Annotated in this window: 18 protein-coding genes; all 18 read left to right on the top strand. The window is 39.2% G+C overall.

What is annotated here, in order from left to right:
- Positions 1 to 47 precede the first annotated feature (47 nt).
- The 18 genes from INP93_RS00825 (at position 48) to gdhA (ending at position 18744) form a co-directional block, all read left to right on the top strand.
- Entirely contained in the window at positions 48 to 1391 is a 1344-nt protein-coding gene (locus tag INP93_RS00825; protein ID WP_197544870.1) for a Na(+)-translocating NADH-quinone reductase subunit A, read from the top strand.
- 2 nt (positions 1392 to 1393) lie between these two features.
- Positions 1394 to 2629: an NADH:ubiquinone reductase (Na(+)-transporting) subunit B gene (locus INP93_RS00820; protein WP_197544869.1), complete on the top strand. Its 1236-nt coding sequence runs from the start codon at positions 1394 to 1396 to the stop codon at positions 2627 to 2629.
- Positions 2622 to 3413 carry a Na(+)-translocating NADH-quinone reductase subunit C gene (locus tag INP93_RS00815; RefSeq protein WP_197544868.1) on the top strand — a complete coding sequence of 264 codons (792 nt, stop codon included), beginning with the start codon at positions 2622 to 2624 and terminating at the stop codon, positions 3411 to 3413. Before INP93_RS00820 ends, INP93_RS00815 begins: the two co-directional genes overlap by 8 nt.
- Positions 3413 to 4042 (top strand): NADH:ubiquinone reductase (Na(+)-transporting) subunit D, encoded by a 630-nt coding sequence (locus INP93_RS00810; protein WP_005695375.1) that lies wholly within the window; start codon positions 3413 to 3415, stop codon positions 4040 to 4042. Before INP93_RS00815 ends, INP93_RS00810 begins: the two co-directional genes overlap by 1 nt.
- A 3-nt stretch (positions 4043 to 4045) precedes the next feature.
- On the top strand, positions 4046 to 4642 hold the full coding sequence (gene nqrE / locus INP93_RS00805) for an NADH:ubiquinone reductase (Na(+)-transporting) subunit E (protein ID WP_049362633.1): 597 nt from the start codon (positions 4046 to 4048) through the stop codon (positions 4640 to 4642).
- A gap of 10 nt (positions 4643 to 4652) precedes the next feature.
- Positions 4653 to 5888: an NADH:ubiquinone reductase (Na(+)-transporting) subunit F gene (gene nqrF, locus INP93_RS00800; RefSeq protein WP_160222065.1), complete on the top strand. Its 1236-nt coding sequence runs from the start codon at positions 4653 to 4655 to the stop codon at positions 5886 to 5888.
- A gap of 132 nt (positions 5889 to 6020) precedes the next feature.
- Complete coding sequence (locus tag INP93_RS00795) at positions 6021 to 7061, top strand: FAD:protein FMN transferase (protein ID WP_197544867.1); 1041 nt, start codon at positions 6021 to 6023, stop codon at positions 7059 to 7061.
- Between the two features lie 2 nt (positions 7062 to 7063).
- The gene (gene nqrM, locus INP93_RS00790) at positions 7064 to 7324 is read left to right on the top strand and encodes a (Na+)-NQR maturation NqrM (protein WP_049379890.1); all 261 of its coding nucleotides are present in this window, start codon (positions 7064 to 7066) and stop codon (positions 7322 to 7324) included.
- Between the two features lie 4 nt (positions 7325 to 7328).
- The gene (locus INP93_RS00785) at positions 7329 to 7874 is read left to right on the top strand and encodes a hypothetical protein (protein WP_197544866.1); all 546 of its coding nucleotides are present in this window, start codon (positions 7329 to 7331) and stop codon (positions 7872 to 7874) included.
- Between the two features lie 60 nt (positions 7875 to 7934).
- Entirely contained in the window at positions 7935 to 9086 is a 1152-nt protein-coding gene (gene mnmA / locus INP93_RS00780) for a tRNA 2-thiouridine(34) synthase MnmA (protein ID WP_197544865.1), read from the top strand.
- Positions 9087 to 9167: 81 nt separating this feature from the next.
- Positions 9168 to 9989, top strand: a complete 822-nt coding sequence (locus INP93_RS00775; protein WP_197544864.1) for a hypothetical protein — start codon at positions 9168 to 9170, stop codon at positions 9987 to 9989.
- Between the two features lie 273 nt (positions 9990 to 10262).
- Positions 10263 to 12290, top strand: coding sequence for a BCCT family transporter (locus tag INP93_RS00770; RefSeq protein WP_049364860.1), 2028 nt, complete (start codon positions 10263 to 10265; stop codon positions 12288 to 12290).
- A gap of 64 nt (positions 12291 to 12354) precedes the next feature.
- A complete protein-coding gene (locus INP93_RS00765) occupies positions 12355 to 14274 on the top strand; it encodes a BCCT family transporter (RefSeq protein WP_197544863.1) in 1920 nt (639 codons plus the stop codon).
- A 165-nt stretch (positions 14275 to 14439) separates the two neighbouring features.
- Complete coding sequence (gene tatA / locus INP93_RS00760; protein ID WP_197544862.1) at positions 14440 to 14670, top strand: twin-arginine translocase TatA/TatE family subunit; 231 nt, start codon at positions 14440 to 14442, stop codon at positions 14668 to 14670.
- A gap of 2 nt (positions 14671 to 14672) precedes the next feature.
- A complete protein-coding gene (tatB, locus tag INP93_RS00755) occupies positions 14673 to 15278 on the top strand; it encodes a Sec-independent protein translocase protein TatB (protein ID WP_197544861.1) in 606 nt (201 codons plus the stop codon).
- A gap of 9 nt (positions 15279 to 15287) precedes the next feature.
- Positions 15288 to 16082 (top strand): twin-arginine translocase subunit TatC, encoded by a 795-nt coding sequence (tatC, locus tag INP93_RS00750; RefSeq protein ID WP_197544860.1) that lies wholly within the window; start codon positions 15288 to 15290, stop codon positions 16080 to 16082.
- Positions 16083 to 16138: 56 nt separating this feature from the next.
- Complete coding sequence (hemB, locus tag INP93_RS00745) at positions 16139 to 17161, top strand: porphobilinogen synthase (protein ID WP_197544859.1); 1023 nt, start codon at positions 16139 to 16141, stop codon at positions 17159 to 17161.
- 233 nt (positions 17162 to 17394) lie between these two features.
- Positions 17395 to 18744, top strand: a complete 1350-nt coding sequence (gdhA, locus tag INP93_RS00740) for an NADP-specific glutamate dehydrogenase (protein WP_049371531.1) — start codon at positions 17395 to 17397, stop codon at positions 18742 to 18744.
- The last annotated feature ends 16 nt before the right edge of the window (positions 18745 to 18760 follow it).

The raw sequence follows: 18760 nt of genomic DNA, 5'->3' as shown, positions 1-18760 counted from the left end.
CTTTGATTGCAATCGTGTTTTTAACCTAGAAAAGTAGTGCAAACAGTATGATTACAATCAAAAAAGGCTTGGATCTTCCTATTGCAGGAAAGCCAGCACAAGTAATCCATAGCGGTAAAGCTGTGAATCAGGTTGCGATTCTTGGTGAAGAGTATGTGGGTATGCGTCCTTCTATGAAGGTACGCGAAGGCAATGTTGTTAAAAAAGGCCAAGTGCTTTTTGAAGACAAGAAAAACCCTGGAGTGGTTTTTACAGCCCCTGCGAGTGGTACTATCACTGTAATTAATCGTGGCGAAAAACGTGTATTACAATCTGTGGTCATTGATGTGCAAGGTAACGATCAAGTTACTTTCGCTAAATATAACGCAGGTGAGCTCAATACGCTTTCTTCTGAACAAGTTAAACAAAACCTCGTTGAATCCGGTTTGTGGACAGCGTTCCGCACCCGTCCGTTCAGCAAAGTGCCTGCCTTAGATGCAGAACCTTCTTCTCTGTTTGTAAATGCGATGGATACCAATCCTTTGGCGGCAAATCCAGAGGTGGTATTAAAAGAGCATTGGCAAGATTTTATTGACGGTTTAACGGTATTAAGTCGTCTATTCCCAAATAAACCATTAAATCTATGTAAAGCGGGTGATAGCAATATCCCAACCGTGGATTTACCTAACCTTAAAGTACATGATTTTGGCGGAGTCCATCCAGCTGGTTTAGTAGGTACTCATATTCACTTTATCGATCCGGTTGGTGTAAATAAAACCGTATGGCACATCAATTATCAAGATGTGATTGCTGTCGGTAAATTATTCACCACGGGCGAACTTTATGTCGAACGCATTATTTCTCTTGCCGGTCCGCAAGTGAAAGAGCCTCGTTTAGTTCGTACCGTAATCGGTGCTAACCTTTCTCAATTAACGGCAGGTGAGTTAAAAGACGGTAATAACCGTGTGATTTCTGGTTCTGTGCTTTGTGGTCAAACTGCAAAAGATGCTCACGACTATTTAGGTCGTTATGCATTACAAGTTTCTGTGATTGCAGAAGGTAATGAGAAAGAGTTCTTAGGTTGGATCACACCACAATCGAACAAATATTCGATTACCCGTACCGTATTAGGTCACTTTGGTAAGAAATTATTCAACTTTACTACTGCAGAAAATGGTGGTGAGCGTGCAATGGTACCAATTGGTAGCTACGAGCGCGTAATGCCGTTGGATATTTTACCGACATTATTATTGCGTGATTTAATCGTGGGCGATACCGATGGCGCACAAGCGTTAGGTTGTCTTGAATTAGATGAAGAAGACTTAGCGTTATGTTCTTTCGTTTGCCCGGGCAAATATGAATACGGTTCAATCTTGCGTCAAGTTTTAGATAAGATTGAGAAGGAAGGTTAAAAATGGGTTTAAAAAATCTTTTTGAAAAAATGGAACCCGCGTTTTTACCAGGCGGTAAATACAGCAAGTTTTATCCGATCTTTGAATCGATTTATACCTTGCTTTATACACCAGGTACGGTAACGCACAAAAACACACACGTTCGTGATGCGTTAGACTCAAAACGTATGATGATTACGGTTTTCCTTGCGTTGTTCCCAGCGATTTTCTACGGGATGTACAATGTGGGTAACCAAGCGATCCCTGCCTTAAATCAATTAGGCAATTTAGATCAATTAATTGCTAACGATTGGCACTATGCGCTTGCAAGTTCATTAGGTTTAGATTTAACCAATAATGCAACTTGGAGCTCAAAAATGGCGTTAGGGGCGATCTTCTTCTTACCAATTTACTTAGTGGTATTTACCGTTTGTACAATTTGGGAATTATTGTTCTCAGTAGTACGTGGTCATGAAGTTAATGAAGGGATGTTCGTTTCAACCATTTTATTTGCGTTAATCGTTCCACCAACATTGCCATTATGGCAAGCCGCACTAGGTATCACCTTTGGTATCGTGGTTGCGAAAGAAATCTTTGGTGGTGTAGGTCGTAACTTTATGAACCCTGCACTTGCGGGTCGTGCATTCTTATTCTTTGCTTATCCGGCTCAAATTTCCGGTGACTTAGTATGGACTGCAGCAGATGGTTTCTCAGGTGCAACCGCACTTTCACAATGGTCTCAAGGTGGTCAAGCGGCATTACAACACACCGTAACTGGTCAACCAATTACTTGGATGGATGCATTCATTGGTAATATCCCAGGTTCAATGGGTGAGGTTTCAACGCTTGCGTTATTAATCGGTGGTGCAGTGATTGTATTCACTCGAATTGCTTCTTGGCGCATTATGGCTGGTGTCATGATCGGTATGATTGGTACAGCAACCTTATTCAACTTAATCGGTTCTGATTCTAACCAAATGTTCTCAATGCCTTGGCATTGGCACTTTGTATTAGGTGGTTTTGCACTTGGTATGATCTTCATGGCTACAGACCCTGTATCCGCTTCATTTACCAACACGGGTAAATGGTGGTACGGTGCGTTAATTGGCGTGATGGCGGTATTAATTCGTACAGTGAACCCAGCTTATCCAGAAGGGATGATGTTAGCGATTTTATTTGCAAACTTATTTGCACCAATTTTCGACTACATCGTGGTTCAAGCAAATATCAAACGTCGGAGAGCAAGAACAAATGGCTAAATTTAATAAAGATAGCGTTAGCGGTACAGTTACCGTTGTTGTGTTGCTAAGTTTAGTGTGTTCTATCGTGGTTTCTGGTGCTGCAGTAGCATTAAAATCCAAACAAGATGAACAAAAAGCACTCGACGTTCAACGTAACATTTTAACTGTTGCTGGCTTAATGAAAGAAGATAATGCATCAGTAATTAAAGACACTTACAGCAAATTTATTGAACCACGTTTAGTGGATTTGCAAAGTGGTGATTACGTTCAAGCTTCAGCAGAAGAAATTAATAAATTTGAACCTAAAGATGCCGTTAAAGATCCAGCTAAAAGCCAAGCTATCCCAGCTGAGTCTGATAAAGCAGGAATTAAGGTTCGTGCAAACCAAGCGCGTGTTTATCTTGTAAAAGATGAACAAGGCAATGTAACCCAAGTGGTATTACCAATGTATGGCCGTGGTTTATGGTCAACCATGTATGGTTTTGTTTCTGTTGCACCAGATGCAAATACCATCAAAGGTATTACTTACTATGATCAAGGTGAAACAGCTGGTCTTGGGGGCGAAATTGCGAACCCACGTTGGCAAGCACAGTTCGTTGATAAAAAATTATTCGATGAACAAGGTAACCAAAAATTCAAAATCTACAAAGGTAGCTCTGCTGCAGATAAAGAGCACGGTGTAGATGGTTTATCAGGTGCAACGTTAACCAGTAACGGTGTTCAAGGTTCATTTGATTATTGGTTCAGCCAAAATGGCTTTGGTCCATTCTTAGCGAAATTTAAAGCAGGAGAAATCAAATAATGGCTGATGCAAAAGTAAACTTAAAAGGTCTTTTATTCGATCCTATTGTTAAAAATAACCCGATTGCCTTGCAAATTTTGGGTATCTGTTCTGCATTAGCGGTAACGACCCAATTACAAACCGCGATTGTTATGGCGATTGCGGTAAGTTTGGTAACCGGTTTCTCCAGTTTGTTCATTTCATTGATTCGTAACTATATTCCAAATAGTATCCGTATCATTGTGCAACTGGCGATTATCGCATCTTTAGTAATCTTGGTTGACCAAGTACTAAAAGCTTATGCTTATGGTTTATCTAAACAACTTTCTGTATTCGTTGGTCTTATCATTACAAACTGTATCGTAATGGGCCGTGCAGAAGCGTTTGCGATGAAATCACCTCCGTTAGAAAGCTTTGTTGATGGTATCGGTAATGGTTTAGGCTATGGTGCGATCTTATTAATTGTTGCAACATTACGTGAACTAATCGGTTCTGGTCGTTTATTTGGTTTCCCTGTATTCCAAACAATTCAAGACGGTGGTTGGTATCAACCAAACGGTTTATTCCTTCTTGCACCAAGTGCGTTCTTTATTATCGGCTTCGTTATTTGGGGCTTAAGAACGTGGAAACCTGAGCAACAGGAGAAATAATCAATGGAACATTATATTAGCCTATTCGTGAAGGCGATCTTCATTGAAAACATGGCGCTCTCTTTCTTCTTAGGGATGTGTACTTTCCTTGCGGTTTCTAAGAAAGTTTCTACGGCATTTGGCCTTGGTGTTGCGGTAACAGTAGTACTTGGTATTGCGGTACCTGCGAACCAATTTGTGTATGAACATGTATTAAAAGATGGCGCATTGGTAGAAGGTGTAAGCCTTGAGTTTTTAAACTTCATTACCTTTATCGGGATTATTGCGGGTCTTGTTCAATTACTTGAAATGACTTTAGATAAATTCTTCCCAGCACTTTATAACGCATTAGGTATCTTCCTTCCACTTATCGCCGTAAACTGTGCGATCTTTGGTGGTGTATCTTTTGCGGTACAACGTGAATACACTTTTGCAGAATCTGCAGTTTATGGTGTAGGTGCGGGGCTTGGTTGGATGTTAGCAATCGTTGCGCTTGCAGGCTTAACCGAAAAAATGAAATATGCCGATGTACCGGCAGGCTTAAAAGGATTAGGGATTACCTTTATTACTGCAGGCTTGATGGCGCTTGGCTTTATGTCATTCTCTGGAATTCAGTTATAAGGAGGCATAAATGAGCGAATCTTCAATTTTATTATTAGGTGTTGCGGCATTTACGGTTATCCTTTTAGTGCTCGTTGCGATTATTTTATTCGCTAAATCAAAATTAGTGGATTCTGGTGATATCACCATTTCTATTAATGACGATCCTGAAAAAGCGATCACCTTACCTGCTGGCGGTAAATTACTTGGTGCGTTAGCAAGTAAAGGTATCTTCGTTTCTTCTGCTTGTGGTGGCGGTGGCTCTTGTGGTCAATGTGTGGTGAAAGTGAAAAGTGGAGGTGGTGAAATTCTACCAACCGAACTTTCTCACATTAATAAACGTGAAGCAAAAGAAGGTTATCGTTTAGCTTGCCAAGTGAATGTAAAAGGCAATATGGACGTTGAACTTCCAGAAGAAATCTTCGGCGTGAAAAAATGGGAATGTACCGTTATTTCTAATGATAACAAAGCAACCTTCATTAAAGAGCTTAAATTAGCGATTCCTGAAGGCGAAGAAGTCCCTTTCCGCGCAGGTGGTTATATCCAAATCGAAGCTGATCCACATACGGTTTACTATAAAGATTTTGATATTCCAGAAGAATACCACGAAGATTGGGACAAATACGATTTATGGCGTTATGTGTCTAAAGTGGATGAGCATATTATCCGTGCTTACTCAATGGCTTCATACCCAGAAGAGAAAGGCATCATTATGCTTAACGTGCGTATTGCAACGCCACCACCACGTCAACCTGATGCGCCTCCAGGTCAAATGTCTTCTTACATTTGGTCATTAAAACCAGGTGATAAAGTGACAATTTCTGGTCCGTTCGGTGAATTCTTCGCAAAAGAAACCGATAATGAAATGGTCTTCATCGGTGGTGGTGCAGGTATGGCGCCAATGCGTTCTCATATCTTTGATCAGTTAAAACGTTTACACTCTAAACGTAAAATGTCGTTCTGGTATGGTGCACGTTCTAAACGTGAAATGTTCTATGTAGAAGATTTTGATCAGCTTCAAGCAGAAAATCCAAACTTTACATGGCACGTGGCATTATCTGATCCGTTACCAGAAGATAACTGGACAGGTTATACTGGCTTTATTCACAACGTACTTTATGAAAACTACTTGAAAAATCATGAAGCACCAGAAGATTGTGAATACTACATGTGTGGACCTCCAGTCATGAACGCTGCGGTAATCAAAATGTTGAAAGACCTCGGTGTTGAAGATGAAAACATCTTATTAGATGACTTCGGTGGTTGATTTTAGTTAATCAAAACATCATTAAAACTGACCGCACTTTGTGATGAAGTGCGGTCAATATTTAAGATGGATTACAGGCAAGCTGATGGAAGAGTCGGTTTGCCTGTAATTCATATATTTAGGAAGGAATAGATGAAAAAAGTATTAAGCGGATTGATTGCTGTCGTCCTAGCTTGTTCATTAAGTGCATGTAAGAAAGATCCCGAAATTATTTCACTTAGCGGTAAAACTATGGGCACCACTTACCATATCCGTTATATTGAGGATGATTCTGTTAGCGAAAACGCACAAAAAACACATGAACAAATTGAAGTGGTTTTAAAAGACGTGAATCAGAAAATGTCCACTTACATTAAAGATTCCGAATTAAGTCGCTTTAATCAAAATACACAAGTGAATACGCCAATTGAAATCTCTGCGGACTTTGCCAAAGTATTACAAGAAGCGATCCGTTTAAATAAGGTTACTGAAGGTTCATTGGATGTGACAGTCGGTCCTGTAGTAAATTTATGGGGCTTTGGGCCAGAAAAACGCCCAGAACGTAAGCCAACCCCAGAGCAACTTGCTGAACGTCAAAGTTGGGTGGGGATTGATAAGATTCACCTTGATATGAGCGGTAAAACCCCAACATTAAGTAAAGCCTTGCCACAGGTTTATATTGATTTATCATCTATCGCTAAAGGTTTTGGTGTGGATCAAGTCGCAGATGTCTTAGAGCAAAATCACGTACAGAACTATATGGTGGAAATTGGCGGAGAAATCCGTGCAAAAGGTAAAAATGCCGAAAATAAAGCTTGGCAAATCGCTATTGAAAAACCGAATAATACGGGTGAAAGATCAGTTCAAGAAGTGATTGGTTTAAATAATATGGCGATGGCAACTTCAGGTGATTACCGTATTTATTTCGAGGAAAATGGCCAACGTTTTGCACATGAAATTGATCCGAAAACTGGCTATCCAATTCAGCATCATTTAGCCTCAATTACCGTGCTCGCACCAAGCTCAATGACTGCTGATGGCTTATCTACAGGCCTATTTGTACTTGGTGAAGATAAAGCTTTGGAAGTGGCTGAGAAAGAAAATATTCCGGTTTATTTAATCATGAAAACGGAACAAGGCTTTGAAACGAAAATGTCCTCAGCCTTCCAAAAATTACTCGCAAATAAGGAATAATCATGCAAACGTTATTTTTTACCCTAATCGCTTTTGTGGCCATTATTGTATTAATGTCTGTGGGCTTTATCTTTAAAAAACAAAGCTTAAAGGGCAGCTGTGGCGGACTTTCATCACTCGGTATCGCCAAAGCCTGTGACTGCGATAAACCTTGCGACACTTTACAAGAAAAATTAGATGCTGGCGATGAAAATGCCAAAGCTGAATACGAACAAAAATTTGCGAAGAAAGACGATGATTCGCAATTTTATGAAGTGAAATAAATAGATGAAATTATTAAAATTTGTTTATACATTAATTTTATTGACGGTTTCATCTTTTGCCTTTGCAGGATATTACCCCGCAAAGGTAAATGCAGATCTTAATTTATATGCAGATTCTGAATTTAATAAACCCGTTATTCTTGTAAAAGCAGGAGCATGGTTAAATACAATGCCGATGTTTTCTGCTACCGAGATTCGTTATGGAACAGGCTCAGTTTATATGACTGAACAGGATCAAATAAAATTAGGTGATAAAAAATCATTAGTGCTTGAAAAAGGTATTTTTGATGATGAGGAACCCGATACCTCTAATTCTTATCCTGATGTACTTATCCAAAAAGATACACCTATTTATAGTAAATCGGTATTGAGTAAAACAGCGGCTGAAATTGAAAATATGCCGACTTTATTTACATTAAAAGCAACCGATATTCCTTGCCAAACTTTCAAGGAGATTGTAGGCGAATCGGGTAAAACGTTTTATAAAATTTCTTTTAATGATGAGCCTTCTTATATTTTAAAAGAAGATACATCAATTATTCAGCAATAAAGTAGCTATTATTTATCAACAACCAATGTGCTTCGCCTTAACCGAAGTTACGGGAGACTTATGTTAACTTCAAATACTTATAATCAACATTTCACACCTTTGAGTGCAGAACAACTTGCCGAAAATGCCACTAAAAAAGTCATTTGTGGTATGTCTGGTGGGGTAGACTCCTCCGTTTCTGCGTTTATTCTTCAACAACAAGGCTACCAAGTGGAAGGCTTGTTTATGAAAAACTGGGAAGAGGATGACGATACCGATTATTGTACGGCAGCAGCGGATTTAGCTGATGCGCAGGCAGTATGCGACAAACTAGGCATTAAACTGCATAAAATTAATTTTGCCGCGGAATATTGGGATAACGTGTTTGAACATTTCTTAACAGAATACAAAGCCGGTCGTACGCCAAACCCCGATATTCTGTGCAATAAAGAAATTAAATTTAAAGCTTTCTTAGAATATGCGGCAGAAGATTTAGGTGCTAATTATATTGCTACCGGCCATTATGTGCGTCGTCGCGGGGCAGATGATCAGGCTGAACTATTGCGGGGTTTAGATAGCAACAAAGATCAAAGTTATTTTCTTTACACCTTGAGTAAAAATCAGGTAGGTCAAAGCCTTTTCCCTGTAGGTGAAATCGAAAAGCCAATCGTGCGTGCTATTGCAGAAGATTTAGGTTTAATTACCGCGAAGAAAAAAGACTCTACTGGGATTTGCTTTATCGGTGAGCGTAAATTTAAAGATTTCTTAGCGCGTTATTTGCCGGCTCAACCAGGTGACATCCGTACCGTGGATGGCGAGATTATTGGTCGCCATGAAGGCTTGATGTATCACACTCTCGGACAGCGTAAAGGACTAGGTATCGGTGGATTAAGAAATGCCGGAGATGAAGCCTGGTATGTAGTAGATAAAGATGTGGAAAATAATGAATTGATTGTGGCACAAGGCCATGATCATCCACGTTTGTTCTCCAAAGGCTTAATTGCCAAGCAGCTACATTGGGTGAGTCGCGAACCTGTGCGTGAAGCGTTCCGTTGTACGGTAAAAACTCGTTATCGCCAAACGGATATTGCTTGTTTGGTAGAGCCGATTGATGACGATTGCATCCGAGTGATTTTTGACGAACCACAAGCCGCGGTCACACCAGGTCAATCAGCCGTGTTTTACCTAGATGAAGTCTGCTTAGGTGGCGGAATTATCGAAGAACGAATTTAATCAACATTCAATAAAGTGCGGTCAGAAATTTAACGATTTTTCTGACCGCACTTTTTAATTATTTACCTAATGGAGCTTTTTATGCGTCACATCGTATTGGGATGTCTGTTAACTTTGTTTTCCACTACACTTTTTGCCCACTTAAAAACAGATTTAGCCTTATTAAATTTGAAAGGACCAGTAAAAAAATGGGAAATGAAAATAACAGATCTACGTAATTCTTCTGTTTTGGAACATAAGATTACTCACTTTAATCCAAAGGGATTTAAAATCAAAGAAGAAACATTAGATTCTTCTGCTCAAACAAAAAACTTTGTGTATGACGAACAAGGGCGATTGATTAAAATTTTTTGGAGTGATGATGACGCTGTTCTCGAATATAGCTATCGTACTAATTCAGATGGTACTTTGACGGTTATAGAGAAACAGAAATTTAAAGATAGCGAATCTCGAGTTATATCTGAAAATACTTATGATGAAAATGGATTATTAATCATTAAAAAAGAAACAGATGACTCTTGTGAGAATGAGTGCGAGAAACTTGAAAATGGCATGAACAAATATAGCTACCATTATGATGAACATGGCAATGTTGTAGAATTTAAGAATGAGCTTTTTGCTGTTGAGCCTGTAAAATATACCAATAAATACTCTGATGGAAAACTAATTGAACAGACAGAATTCAGTTATGGTGGAAAAGAGGTGAGGACTTTTGATGCTAATGGACATCAAATTCAATTTGAAGAATTCCCACCTTTGGGATTTGGAGATGGTTCAAAATCTTCTGTAAAACGTTGGAAAAAGACTGTTGATAACTATGGCAACGTGTTGAAGGATGAAGAGTTTGATGAGGCTAATGAACCTAGCAGCACTATTGTTGAACATTCATATGAGTATTATTAAGTTAAAGTGCGGTCAGAAATTTAGAGATTTTCTGACCGCACTTTTTCTTTCATAATTTTTCAATTTTAGGCAATTTGAAAAAATATTGATATTTTGATAATATATATTTCGTATTTGGAAACAATCCACTCAAATCCTACTGAGCGTTTCCTTCAAAATCGCACTTCTCCGTGCTATCATTTGCGATGGTTCCATCTCACCATTTAGGGCTTAAAGCCTTATTTTATTTAATCTGATTTTATTTTTATTCACTTAATTTTTAAGGGGGAAGCGTTGTCTTTATCTAAATTTATGGAAAAGCAAACGTCGTTCAATCCTTTAGTGATTGGTGCAACGTTATTTTTTGTGGTGTTGCTTGTCGCGATGATTTTAATCGCACCTGAACAAACACAAACTTTATTAAATGCTGCTAAATCGGGCATTTTTGCCAACTTTAGTTGGTTTTACGTATTAGCATTCTCAGTATTTTTGGGCTTTTTAGTCATTTTATCAGTCAGTAGCCTAGGTAATATCAAATTAGGCAATGATGAAGAAGAGCCTGAATTTGGTTTTCTGTCTTGGTTGGCGATGTTATTTGCTGCCGGTATGGGGGTAGGGTTGATGTTCTTTGGTGTCGCAGAGCCATTGACGCATTACTTATCTGATATTACCACAGGCAGCGCAGAGCATAAGCAACAAGAAGCCTTGTTACACACCTTATTCCACTGGGGAATTCATGCCTGGGCGGTGTATGGCACGATTGCGTTGGCATTGGCTTACTTTGGATTCCGTTACAAATTACCTTTGGCATTACGTTCTTGTTTCTATCCGTTATTGAAAGAGCGTATTAATGGCAAGTTAGGCGATCTTATCGACATTATGGCGTTACTTGCCACCTTATTTGGTGTTATCACAACATTAGGTTTTGGTGCATCACAATTGGGTGCAGGCTTACATCAATTAGGCTGGATTAGCGAAAATAGCTTCAGCTTGCAAGTTGTCGTAATTGCCGTGGTAATGAGTTTAGCGATATTTTCCGCGATTTCCGGTGTAGGGAAAGGGGTAAAAATCTTAAGTGAGCTGAATTTAACATTAGCTTTCTGTTTGTTGATTTTCGTCTTAGTGGCGGGGCCAACACTTTATTTATTATCCGCTTTTAGCGACAATATCGGAACTTATCTCAGCAACTTAGTAAAATTAAGTTTCAAAACCTATGTTTATGAACAAGAACATACTAGTTGGTTTAGCGGTTGGACAATTCTGTATTGGGCATGGTGGTGTTCTTGGGCGCCATTTGTCGGTTTATTTATTGCTCGTATTTCGAAAGGGCGTACCATTCGCGAATTTATTTTCGGCGTGTTGGTGATTCCTAGCATGTTCGGTATCTTGTGGTTTACCGTATTTGGTAATACAGCCATTTGGTTGAATGATGGTGAAGCTGCAGGTGCGTTAGGACAAATGATTTCTTCGCCTGAAACGTTGCTCTTTAAGTTCTTAGATTATTTACCGCTTTCTGGTGTGACGGGTTTAGTGAGTTTGGTGGTGATTTCTTTATTTTTTATCACTTCTGCGGATTCGGGCATTTATGTATTAAATAACATTGCATCACGCGATAAAAGTCTTGCTGCACCACGTTGGCAAGCGGTGATGTGGGGCGTATTAATGTCAACTGTCGCCATTGTTTTGATGCAATCAGGCGGCTTGGCTAATCTACAGACAATGACGCTATTAGTGGCATTACCTTTCGCGATGTTGATGTTATTGATGTGTTTTAGTTTATGGAAAGGTTTGAATGCGGATAAAAAATATTTTGATACCAAAGTTAATCCAACCAGTATTTTCTGGACGGGGGATAAATGGAAAGAACGTTTGGAACAAATGATGAACCAAACGCAAGAAAAAGATATTTTACGTTTCCTTAAACATACGGTATTGCCGGCAATGCGTGAGCTACGCCAAGAATTGATTGGTAAATATGAATTGAGTGTGCAAATTAACACGTTATTTGATCAAGATGAACCTGCAGTCGAGTTAGTCATTCAGAAAGATTTGATGAGAGACTTTATGTACGGGGTGAAATCTATCGGTCGTGAGGTGTCAGAGCAATTAATTAATGACGATAACTTGCCACATATCCAGCATAGTATGACTTATGAGCCATACACTTATTTCTTTGATGGTCGAGTGGGTTATGATGTGCAATATATGGATCAAGATGAATTAATTGCTGATATGTTGAAACATTATGAACGTTATTTAAGTTTGCTAGACGATGTTGGTCAAGAATTGATGGCACACGAGCAAACAGAATTGGCTGAATAATAAGACTAAAGTGCGGTTGAAAATCCTCTAAGTTTTTAACCGCACTTTTTATCTTAAAACAAATATGAAGATACAAAATACTTTCAAAGCAAATGTTATTTGGGGCAGTTTAGGTTTTAGTTTAGCGATTATTGCAGCCCTTTTATTTGATACGCAGCAAACGATATCTTATCTTGCTGCGGCGAAAGCCTTTATTTTCTCTCAATTTAGCTGGTTTTATATTTTACTGAGTGCATTTTTTCTGTTCTTTTTACTTTTCTTGGCGTTAGGACGATACGGCGATATTAAACTTGGGAGTGATGAGGAAGAACCAGAGTTTAAATTAGGCTCTTGGATTGCATTACTCTTTACCTCTGGAATTGGTATTGGTATTGTTTTTCTTGGTGTTGCTGAACCGCTTTCACATTTTCTTTCACCAATAGGTGAATATGAGAAAGTTCGAACAGCATTATTTTTTAGTATTTTTCATTGGAGTATCAGTGCTTGGGCTATTTATGGATTAATTGCACTTACGATAGCTTACTTCGGATTTCGCTATAAATTACCCTTTTCTTTACGCTCTTGTTTTTATCCCTTACTGAAAGAAAAGATTAATGGAAAAGTAGGGGATGTCATTGATATTCTCGGGATTTGTACCACCTTATTTGGCGTAGTCGCAACCTTAGGTTACAGTGCGATTCGGTTGGCTGCAGCATTCCACTCAATGCATTTATTGGATAACTCACCCTATTTGGTTCCCCTTATTTTAGTGAGTGTTTTTATCATTGCTATCTTAATTTCACTGCAGGGTATCGCCAACGGGTTCCGAATTCTTAGTGAGCTTAATCTAGGCATTACCTTTCTCTTTATGCTATTGGTTTTGCTATTCGGTCCGACAATATATTTAATTTCTGCTTTTACGGAAAATATTGGTACCTATTTAAGCGGTTTAATTAGAGTCGGCTTCAAGGCTTATGCCTATGATGTAGAACATCTAGATTGGTTTATGGATTGGACGGTTTTTTACTGGGCATGGTGGTTTTCATGGGCGCCAGGCTTTGGGATTTTTATCGCACGGATTTCTCGCGGACGAACTTTGCGGGAGTTTATTTTCGGCGTATTGATGGTGCCAAGTTTATTCTTCGTTTTGTGGTTCACGGTATTTGGTAATGGAGCAATTTGGGTGAATGAGCATCTTGCTAAGGGGGCATTAGGTCGAGCTGTAAATGATGTGGGATCACTTCTTTTTGATTTTTTGAGTTATTTACCCTATTCCGGTTTAACTAAAACGTTAGCTTTATTTATTATCACACTCTTTTTTATTGTAACCATTAACTTTGGTATTTATACGCTTAATAATATCGCAATTGAAGACAAAAGCCAGGTTTCACCTCGTTGGCAATCTATGTTTTGGGGTGGTTTATTGTCAGCTGTTACATTTGTTCTTTATCTTTTTGGCGGTATTGAAATACTACAATCAACGATGTTGTTTTTCTCTTTACCTTTTGCTCTGTTGATGTCAGTGATGGCATGGAGTTTGTTAAAAGGTTTACGATTTGAACGTCAATATTATTCCACAGAGGTTTCAGATTTGTGGACAGGTGCAAACTGGCGTAGCCGTTTAAGACAGTTAGTGATTGAACCTAAGCGAGATGACGCTATTTCCCATTTAAAAACAACGGCACTTTTAGCAATGAGAGAGTTACGGCAGTTACTCATTGGTACCTATGGTCTAAATGTGACATTACAGCAACGTTTTGACGTCGATAATAATCAACTGGTCCTTTCTATTGAAAATGGATTAGCAGAAGATTTTTTTTACCAAATTACCTTGTTTGAGAAGCCTGTATCTGAAACAGCACAAGTTCATCATGCATTAATGGTTTCAACCAATATTCAATTGGAAGGTTATCCTTTGAATATCACGAAGGAAGAGGATTTGATCGTGGACATCTTGCAATGTTATGAGCGATACATGAGAGAGCTGGATTTTGTTATTTCATAATTCCTGTCTCATGAGCAAACAGAACTGGCTGAATAATAAGAATAAAGTGCGGTTGAAAATAACATTATTTTTTGACCGCACTTTTAAAATTACCTCTTGAGACAAATGCATAAAAAGAGTATATTCAAGCCCAAATTTTCAATTTAATTCTAACGGAGTTTTTCTATGTTTGGTTTATCCCCAGCACAAATGATTATTTTATTAGTCGTGATTTTATTAGTATTCGGTACAAAAAAATTACGCAATGCGGGATCTGATCTTGGCGCAGCAGTAAAAGGCTTTAAAAAAGCGATGTCTGATGACGAGCCGAAAAAAGATGCGGAATTTACTCAAATTAAAGACGGTACAAGCACCGCTGAAAAAACTGAAACTGTAAAAGATAAAGAACAGGCATAACCGTGTTTGATATTGGTTTTTCCGAACTTGTTTTATTGATGCTTGTGGGCTTAGTCGTACTAGGCCCTAAGCGTTTACCTGTGGCTATTCGCACGGTAATGGGCTGGGTGAAAACGATCCGCGGGTTGGCAGCTAATGTTCAAAATGAATTAAAACAAGAGCTTAAATTGCAAGAATTGCAAGATAGCATTAAGAAAGCGGAACAACTTAATCTGAAACAGCTTTCCCCAGACTTAAGTAAAACCGTTGAAGAGCTGAAAGAGCAGGCTCAAAAAATGCGTGCAGAGCTAGAAGAAAAAGCGGCTGCAGCGGGCACAACGGTAGAAGAGCAAATTAAAGAAATTAAAAGTGCGGCTGAAAATTCGGCTGATTCTGCTGAAAAACTCGTGGTGAATTCACAAGAAACTACAGAAAAACCGGCTGAAACAGCATCGATAGAGCATGTAGAGAATGAACTTGCTGAAGTTTCAGAACCTGAAAAAACAGAAGTAGATTTAACCGCACTTGAAGCCCATGAACAAGCTGAATTAACCGAGCGTTTATCTGATTACTATTCGCCGGATGATGTGGAACTGCAACCTGCACCTAAATCTGAAGCTAAGTCCTAGAGAATAATTATGAGCAATACGACGGACGATTCCCAACCGTTAATTACCCATCTTGTTGAACTCAGAAACCGTTTATTACGTTGTGTAATTTGTATTTTAGTGGTTTTTGTGGCGTTGGTTTATTTTTCTAATGATATTTATCATTTTGTTGCCGCACCTTTAACAGCTGTGATGCCAAAAGGTGCAACGATGATTGCAACCAATATCCAAACACCTTTCTTTACGCCAATTAAATTAACCGCGATTGTCTCGGTGTTTATTTCGGTGCCTTATTTGCTTTATCAAATTTGGGCGTTTGTTGCACCGGCACTATATCAACATGAAAAACGTTTAATTTATCCGTTATTATTTTCCAGTACAGTTTTATTCTATTGCGGTGTAGCATTTGCTTATTATATTGTTTTCCCTTTTGTGTTTAGTTTCTTTACCCAAACTGCACCAGAAGGGGTGGCTATCGCCACAGATATTAGCAGTTACCTTGATTTTGCCTTAGCGTTATTCTTGGCATTCGGTGTGTGTTTTGAAGTACCTGTTGCTATTATTTTGCTTTGTTGGACTGGTGTAACTACGACGAAAGCATTGGCTTCAAAACGTCCTTATATTATTGTGGGTGCGTTCTTTGTTGGCATGATCTTAACGCCACCCGATGTTTTCTCACAAACTTTACTAGCTGTGCCAATGTGCCTTCTCTTTGAGTTAGGCTTGTTAGTTGCACGTTTCTATCAACCGAAAGAGGATGAAGAAGAGACAACGGATGAAGAAAGTGCGGTAGAAAATCAGGCTGATTTAAATCACAAAGATTAAGAAAATGGGCGTAGGTGATACGCCCTTTTAACATCATAAAAAACAGGAATATTATTATGACTCAACAAATTTTAGGCGGTTTCCCAACCCGTCGTCTTCGTCGTTTACGTAAACATGATTTTAGTCGTCGTTTAGTGGCAGAAAATACGTTAACCGCGAATGATTTAATTTATCCGGTATTTATCATTGAAGGTGAAAATCATCGTGAGCCTGTCCCTTCTATGCCTAAAGTTGAACGTTTAACGATCGATCAATTATTAATTGAAGCAGGCCTTTTAGTGAAATACGGTGTGCCTGTGATTTCATTATTCCCTGTGGTTGAGCAAGATAAAAAATCGTTAATGGCAGATGAAGCGTTTAATCCGAATGGTTTGGTACAGCGTGCAGTGAGAGCATTGAAAGCCGCTTATCCAGAATTAGGTGTATTAACCGATGTCGCACTCGATCCTTATACACTACACGGGCAAGACGGGATCATTGATGAAGAAGGCTATGTATTAAACGATATTACAACAGATATCCTGATTAAACAGGCTGTTTCACACGCTGAAGCGGGTGCTGATATTGTTGCACCGAGTGATATGATGGATGGACGTATTGGTCGTATTCGTCAGGCATTGGAAGAAGATGGTCATATCAATACGCAAATTATGGCGTATTCTGCAAAATATGCGTCTAATTATTATGGTCCATTCCGTGATGCAGTCGGTTCTGCCGGTAACCTGAAAGGTGGTGACAAGAAAACCTATCAACTTGATCCAGCCAACGGTAATGAAGGCTTGCAAGAAGTGGCTCTTGATTTACAAGAAGGGGCAGATATGGTGATGGTAAAACCAGGTATGCCATATTTAGACATGGTATATCGTGTGAAAGACTATTTCGGCGTGCCAACCTTTGCTTATCAAGTTTCTGGTGAATATGCGATGCATATGGCAGCCATTCAAAATGGTTGGTTGAAAGAAAAAGAATGCATTATGGAATCATTGCTTTGCTTTAAACGTGCGGGTGCAGACGGTATTTTGACGTATTTTGCGAAGCAAGTCGCTGAATGGCTTTACTTAGAAGGTAAAAATAAATAAGCACTTTTTAACTTGAAGTGCTAATCCAGGTGCTAATTTTAGATACCGTCTAATAAAAACGAGAAAATATTAAATGTTTTCTCGTTTTTTATTTTTTCTTCATTTTTTCTATAAAAAAACTATTGCCTAGTTGATTTTTCTATTGTTATATTGATGACACGCCGCAACAAGACGGTGATAAATAAAATAACGTTACACACATCATATTAACTCACTACTAGAAGGAAAATCCTATGTCAGCAGTAGCATCATTAGACGCATTTCTTGAAAAAGTGGCTCAACGTGACGGCCACCAACCTGAATTTTTACAAGCCGTTCGTGAAGTCTTCACGTCAATCTGGCCTTTCTTGGAAGCAAACCCTAAATACCGTTCAGAAGCTTTATTAGAGCGTTTAGTTGAGCCAGAGCGCGCAATCCAATTCCGTGTGGCATGGACTGATGATAAAGGCCAAGTTCAAGTAAACCGTGCTTTCCGCGTGCAATTCAACAGTGCAATTGGCCCTTTTAAAGGTGGCATGCGTTTCCATCCATCCGTTAACTTATCAATCTTAAAATTCTTAGGTTTTGAACAGATCTTTAAAAATGCCTTAACCACATTGCCAATGGGCGGTGCGAAAGGCGGCTCAGACTTTGATCCTAAAGGCAAATCAGATGCTGAAGTGATGCGTTTCTGCCAAGCATTAATGGCTGAATTGTATCGTCATGTTGGCCCAGATACCGATGTGCCCGCCGGTGATATTGGTGTAGGTGGTCGCGAAGTCGGTTATCTTGCAGGCTATATGAAAAAATTATCAAACCAAGCTGCTTGTGTCTTTACTGGTCGTGGTCTTTCATTTGGTGGAAGCTTAATTCGCCCAGAAGCAACGGGGTATGGATTGGTTTATTTTGCCCAAGCAATGCTTGCAGAGAAAGGGGATAGTTTCCAAGGTAAAACGGTTTTAGTGTCCGGTTCGGGTAACGTGGCGCAATATGCCATTGAAAAAGCGATGGCGCTAGGTGCGAAAGTTGTAACCTGTTCTGACTCTGCAGGTTACGTGTATTTACCAGAAGGATTCGATCGTGAAAAATTAGAAGCGTTATTAGAGCTTAAAAATGTAAAACGTGGTCGAGTAGAAGAGTTTGCAAAACAATTTGGTCTTCAATATTTTGCAGGTAAACGCCCTTGGGAAGTGAAAGCAGATATTGCACTTCCTTGCGCAACCCAAAATGAATTAGAGATCTCTGATGCAAAAGCCTTAATTGCAAATGGTGTGAAATTAGTCGCTGAGGGGGCAAACATGCCAACCACTATCGAAGCGACAGAAGCATTCTTAGAAGCTGGTGTATTATTTGGCCCAGGTAAAGCGGCTAATGCTGGTGGTGTTGCGACATCCGGCTTAGAAATGGCGCAAAGTTCACAACGTTTATACTGGACAGCTGAAGAGGTGGATAGACAGCTTCATCGCATCATGTTAGATATTCATGCAAACTGTAAAAAATACGGTTCAGCAGAAGGCCAAGCAAACATTAACTATGTAGTGGGCGCAAACGTAGCTGGCTTTGTAAAAGTAGCCGATGCAATGTTGGCACAAGGGGTTTATTAATCCAATAAATGAGTGA

It is taken from the genome of Haemophilus parainfluenzae, assembly GCF_014931415.1.
In the GTDB taxonomy this organism is placed as follows: Bacteria; Pseudomonadota; Gammaproteobacteria; order Enterobacterales; family Pasteurellaceae; genus Haemophilus_D; species Haemophilus_D parainfluenzae_AF.
This window is presented reverse-complemented; position numbering and strand designations above follow the sequence as displayed.

Bases quoted from the DNA above. Each gene is read 5' to 3' on its own strand.
- INP93_RS00825 (WP_197544870.1), top strand. From the start codon at position 48: ATGATTACAATCAAAAAAGGCTTGGATCTTCCTATTGCAGGAAAGCCA.
- INP93_RS00820 (WP_197544869.1), top strand. From the start codon at position 1,394: ATGGGTTTAAAAAATCTTTTTGAAAAAATGGAACCCGCGTTTTTACCA.
- INP93_RS00815 (WP_197544868.1), top strand. From the start codon at position 2,622: ATGGCTAAATTTAATAAAGATAGCGTTAGCGGTACAGTTACCGTTGTT.
- INP93_RS00810 (WP_005695375.1), top strand. From the start codon at position 3,413: ATGGCTGATGCAAAAGTAAACTTAAAAGGTCTTTTATTCGATCCTATT.
- nqrE (WP_049362633.1), top strand. From the start codon at position 4,046: ATGGAACATTATATTAGCCTATTCGTGAAGGCGATCTTCATTGAAAAC.
- nqrF (WP_160222065.1), top strand. From the start codon at position 4,653: ATGAGCGAATCTTCAATTTTATTATTAGGTGTTGCGGCATTTACGGTT.
- INP93_RS00795 (WP_197544867.1), top strand. From the start codon at position 6,021: ATGAAAAAAGTATTAAGCGGATTGATTGCTGTCGTCCTAGCTTGTTCA.
- nqrM (WP_049379890.1), top strand. From the start codon at position 7,064: ATGCAAACGTTATTTTTTACCCTAATCGCTTTTGTGGCCATTATTGTA.
- INP93_RS00785 (WP_197544866.1), top strand. From the start codon at position 7,329: ATGAAATTATTAAAATTTGTTTATACATTAATTTTATTGACGGTTTCA.
- mnmA (WP_197544865.1), top strand. From the start codon at position 7,935: ATGTTAACTTCAAATACTTATAATCAACATTTCACACCTTTGAGTGCA.
- INP93_RS00775 (WP_197544864.1), top strand. From the start codon at position 9,168: ATGCGTCACATCGTATTGGGATGTCTGTTAACTTTGTTTTCCACTACA.
- INP93_RS00765 (WP_197544863.1), top strand. From the start codon at position 12,355: ATGAAGATACAAAATACTTTCAAAGCAAATGTTATTTGGGGCAGTTTA.
- tatA (WP_197544862.1), top strand. From the start codon at position 14,440: ATGTTTGGTTTATCCCCAGCACAAATGATTATTTTATTAGTCGTGATT.
- tatC (WP_197544860.1), top strand. From the start codon at position 15,288: ATGAGCAATACGACGGACGATTCCCAACCGTTAATTACCCATCTTGTT.
- hemB (WP_197544859.1), top strand. From the start codon at position 16,139: ATGACTCAACAAATTTTAGGCGGTTTCCCAACCCGTCGTCTTCGTCGT.
- gdhA (WP_049371531.1), top strand. From the start codon at position 17,395: ATGTCAGCAGTAGCATCATTAGACGCATTTCTTGAAAAAGTGGCTCAA.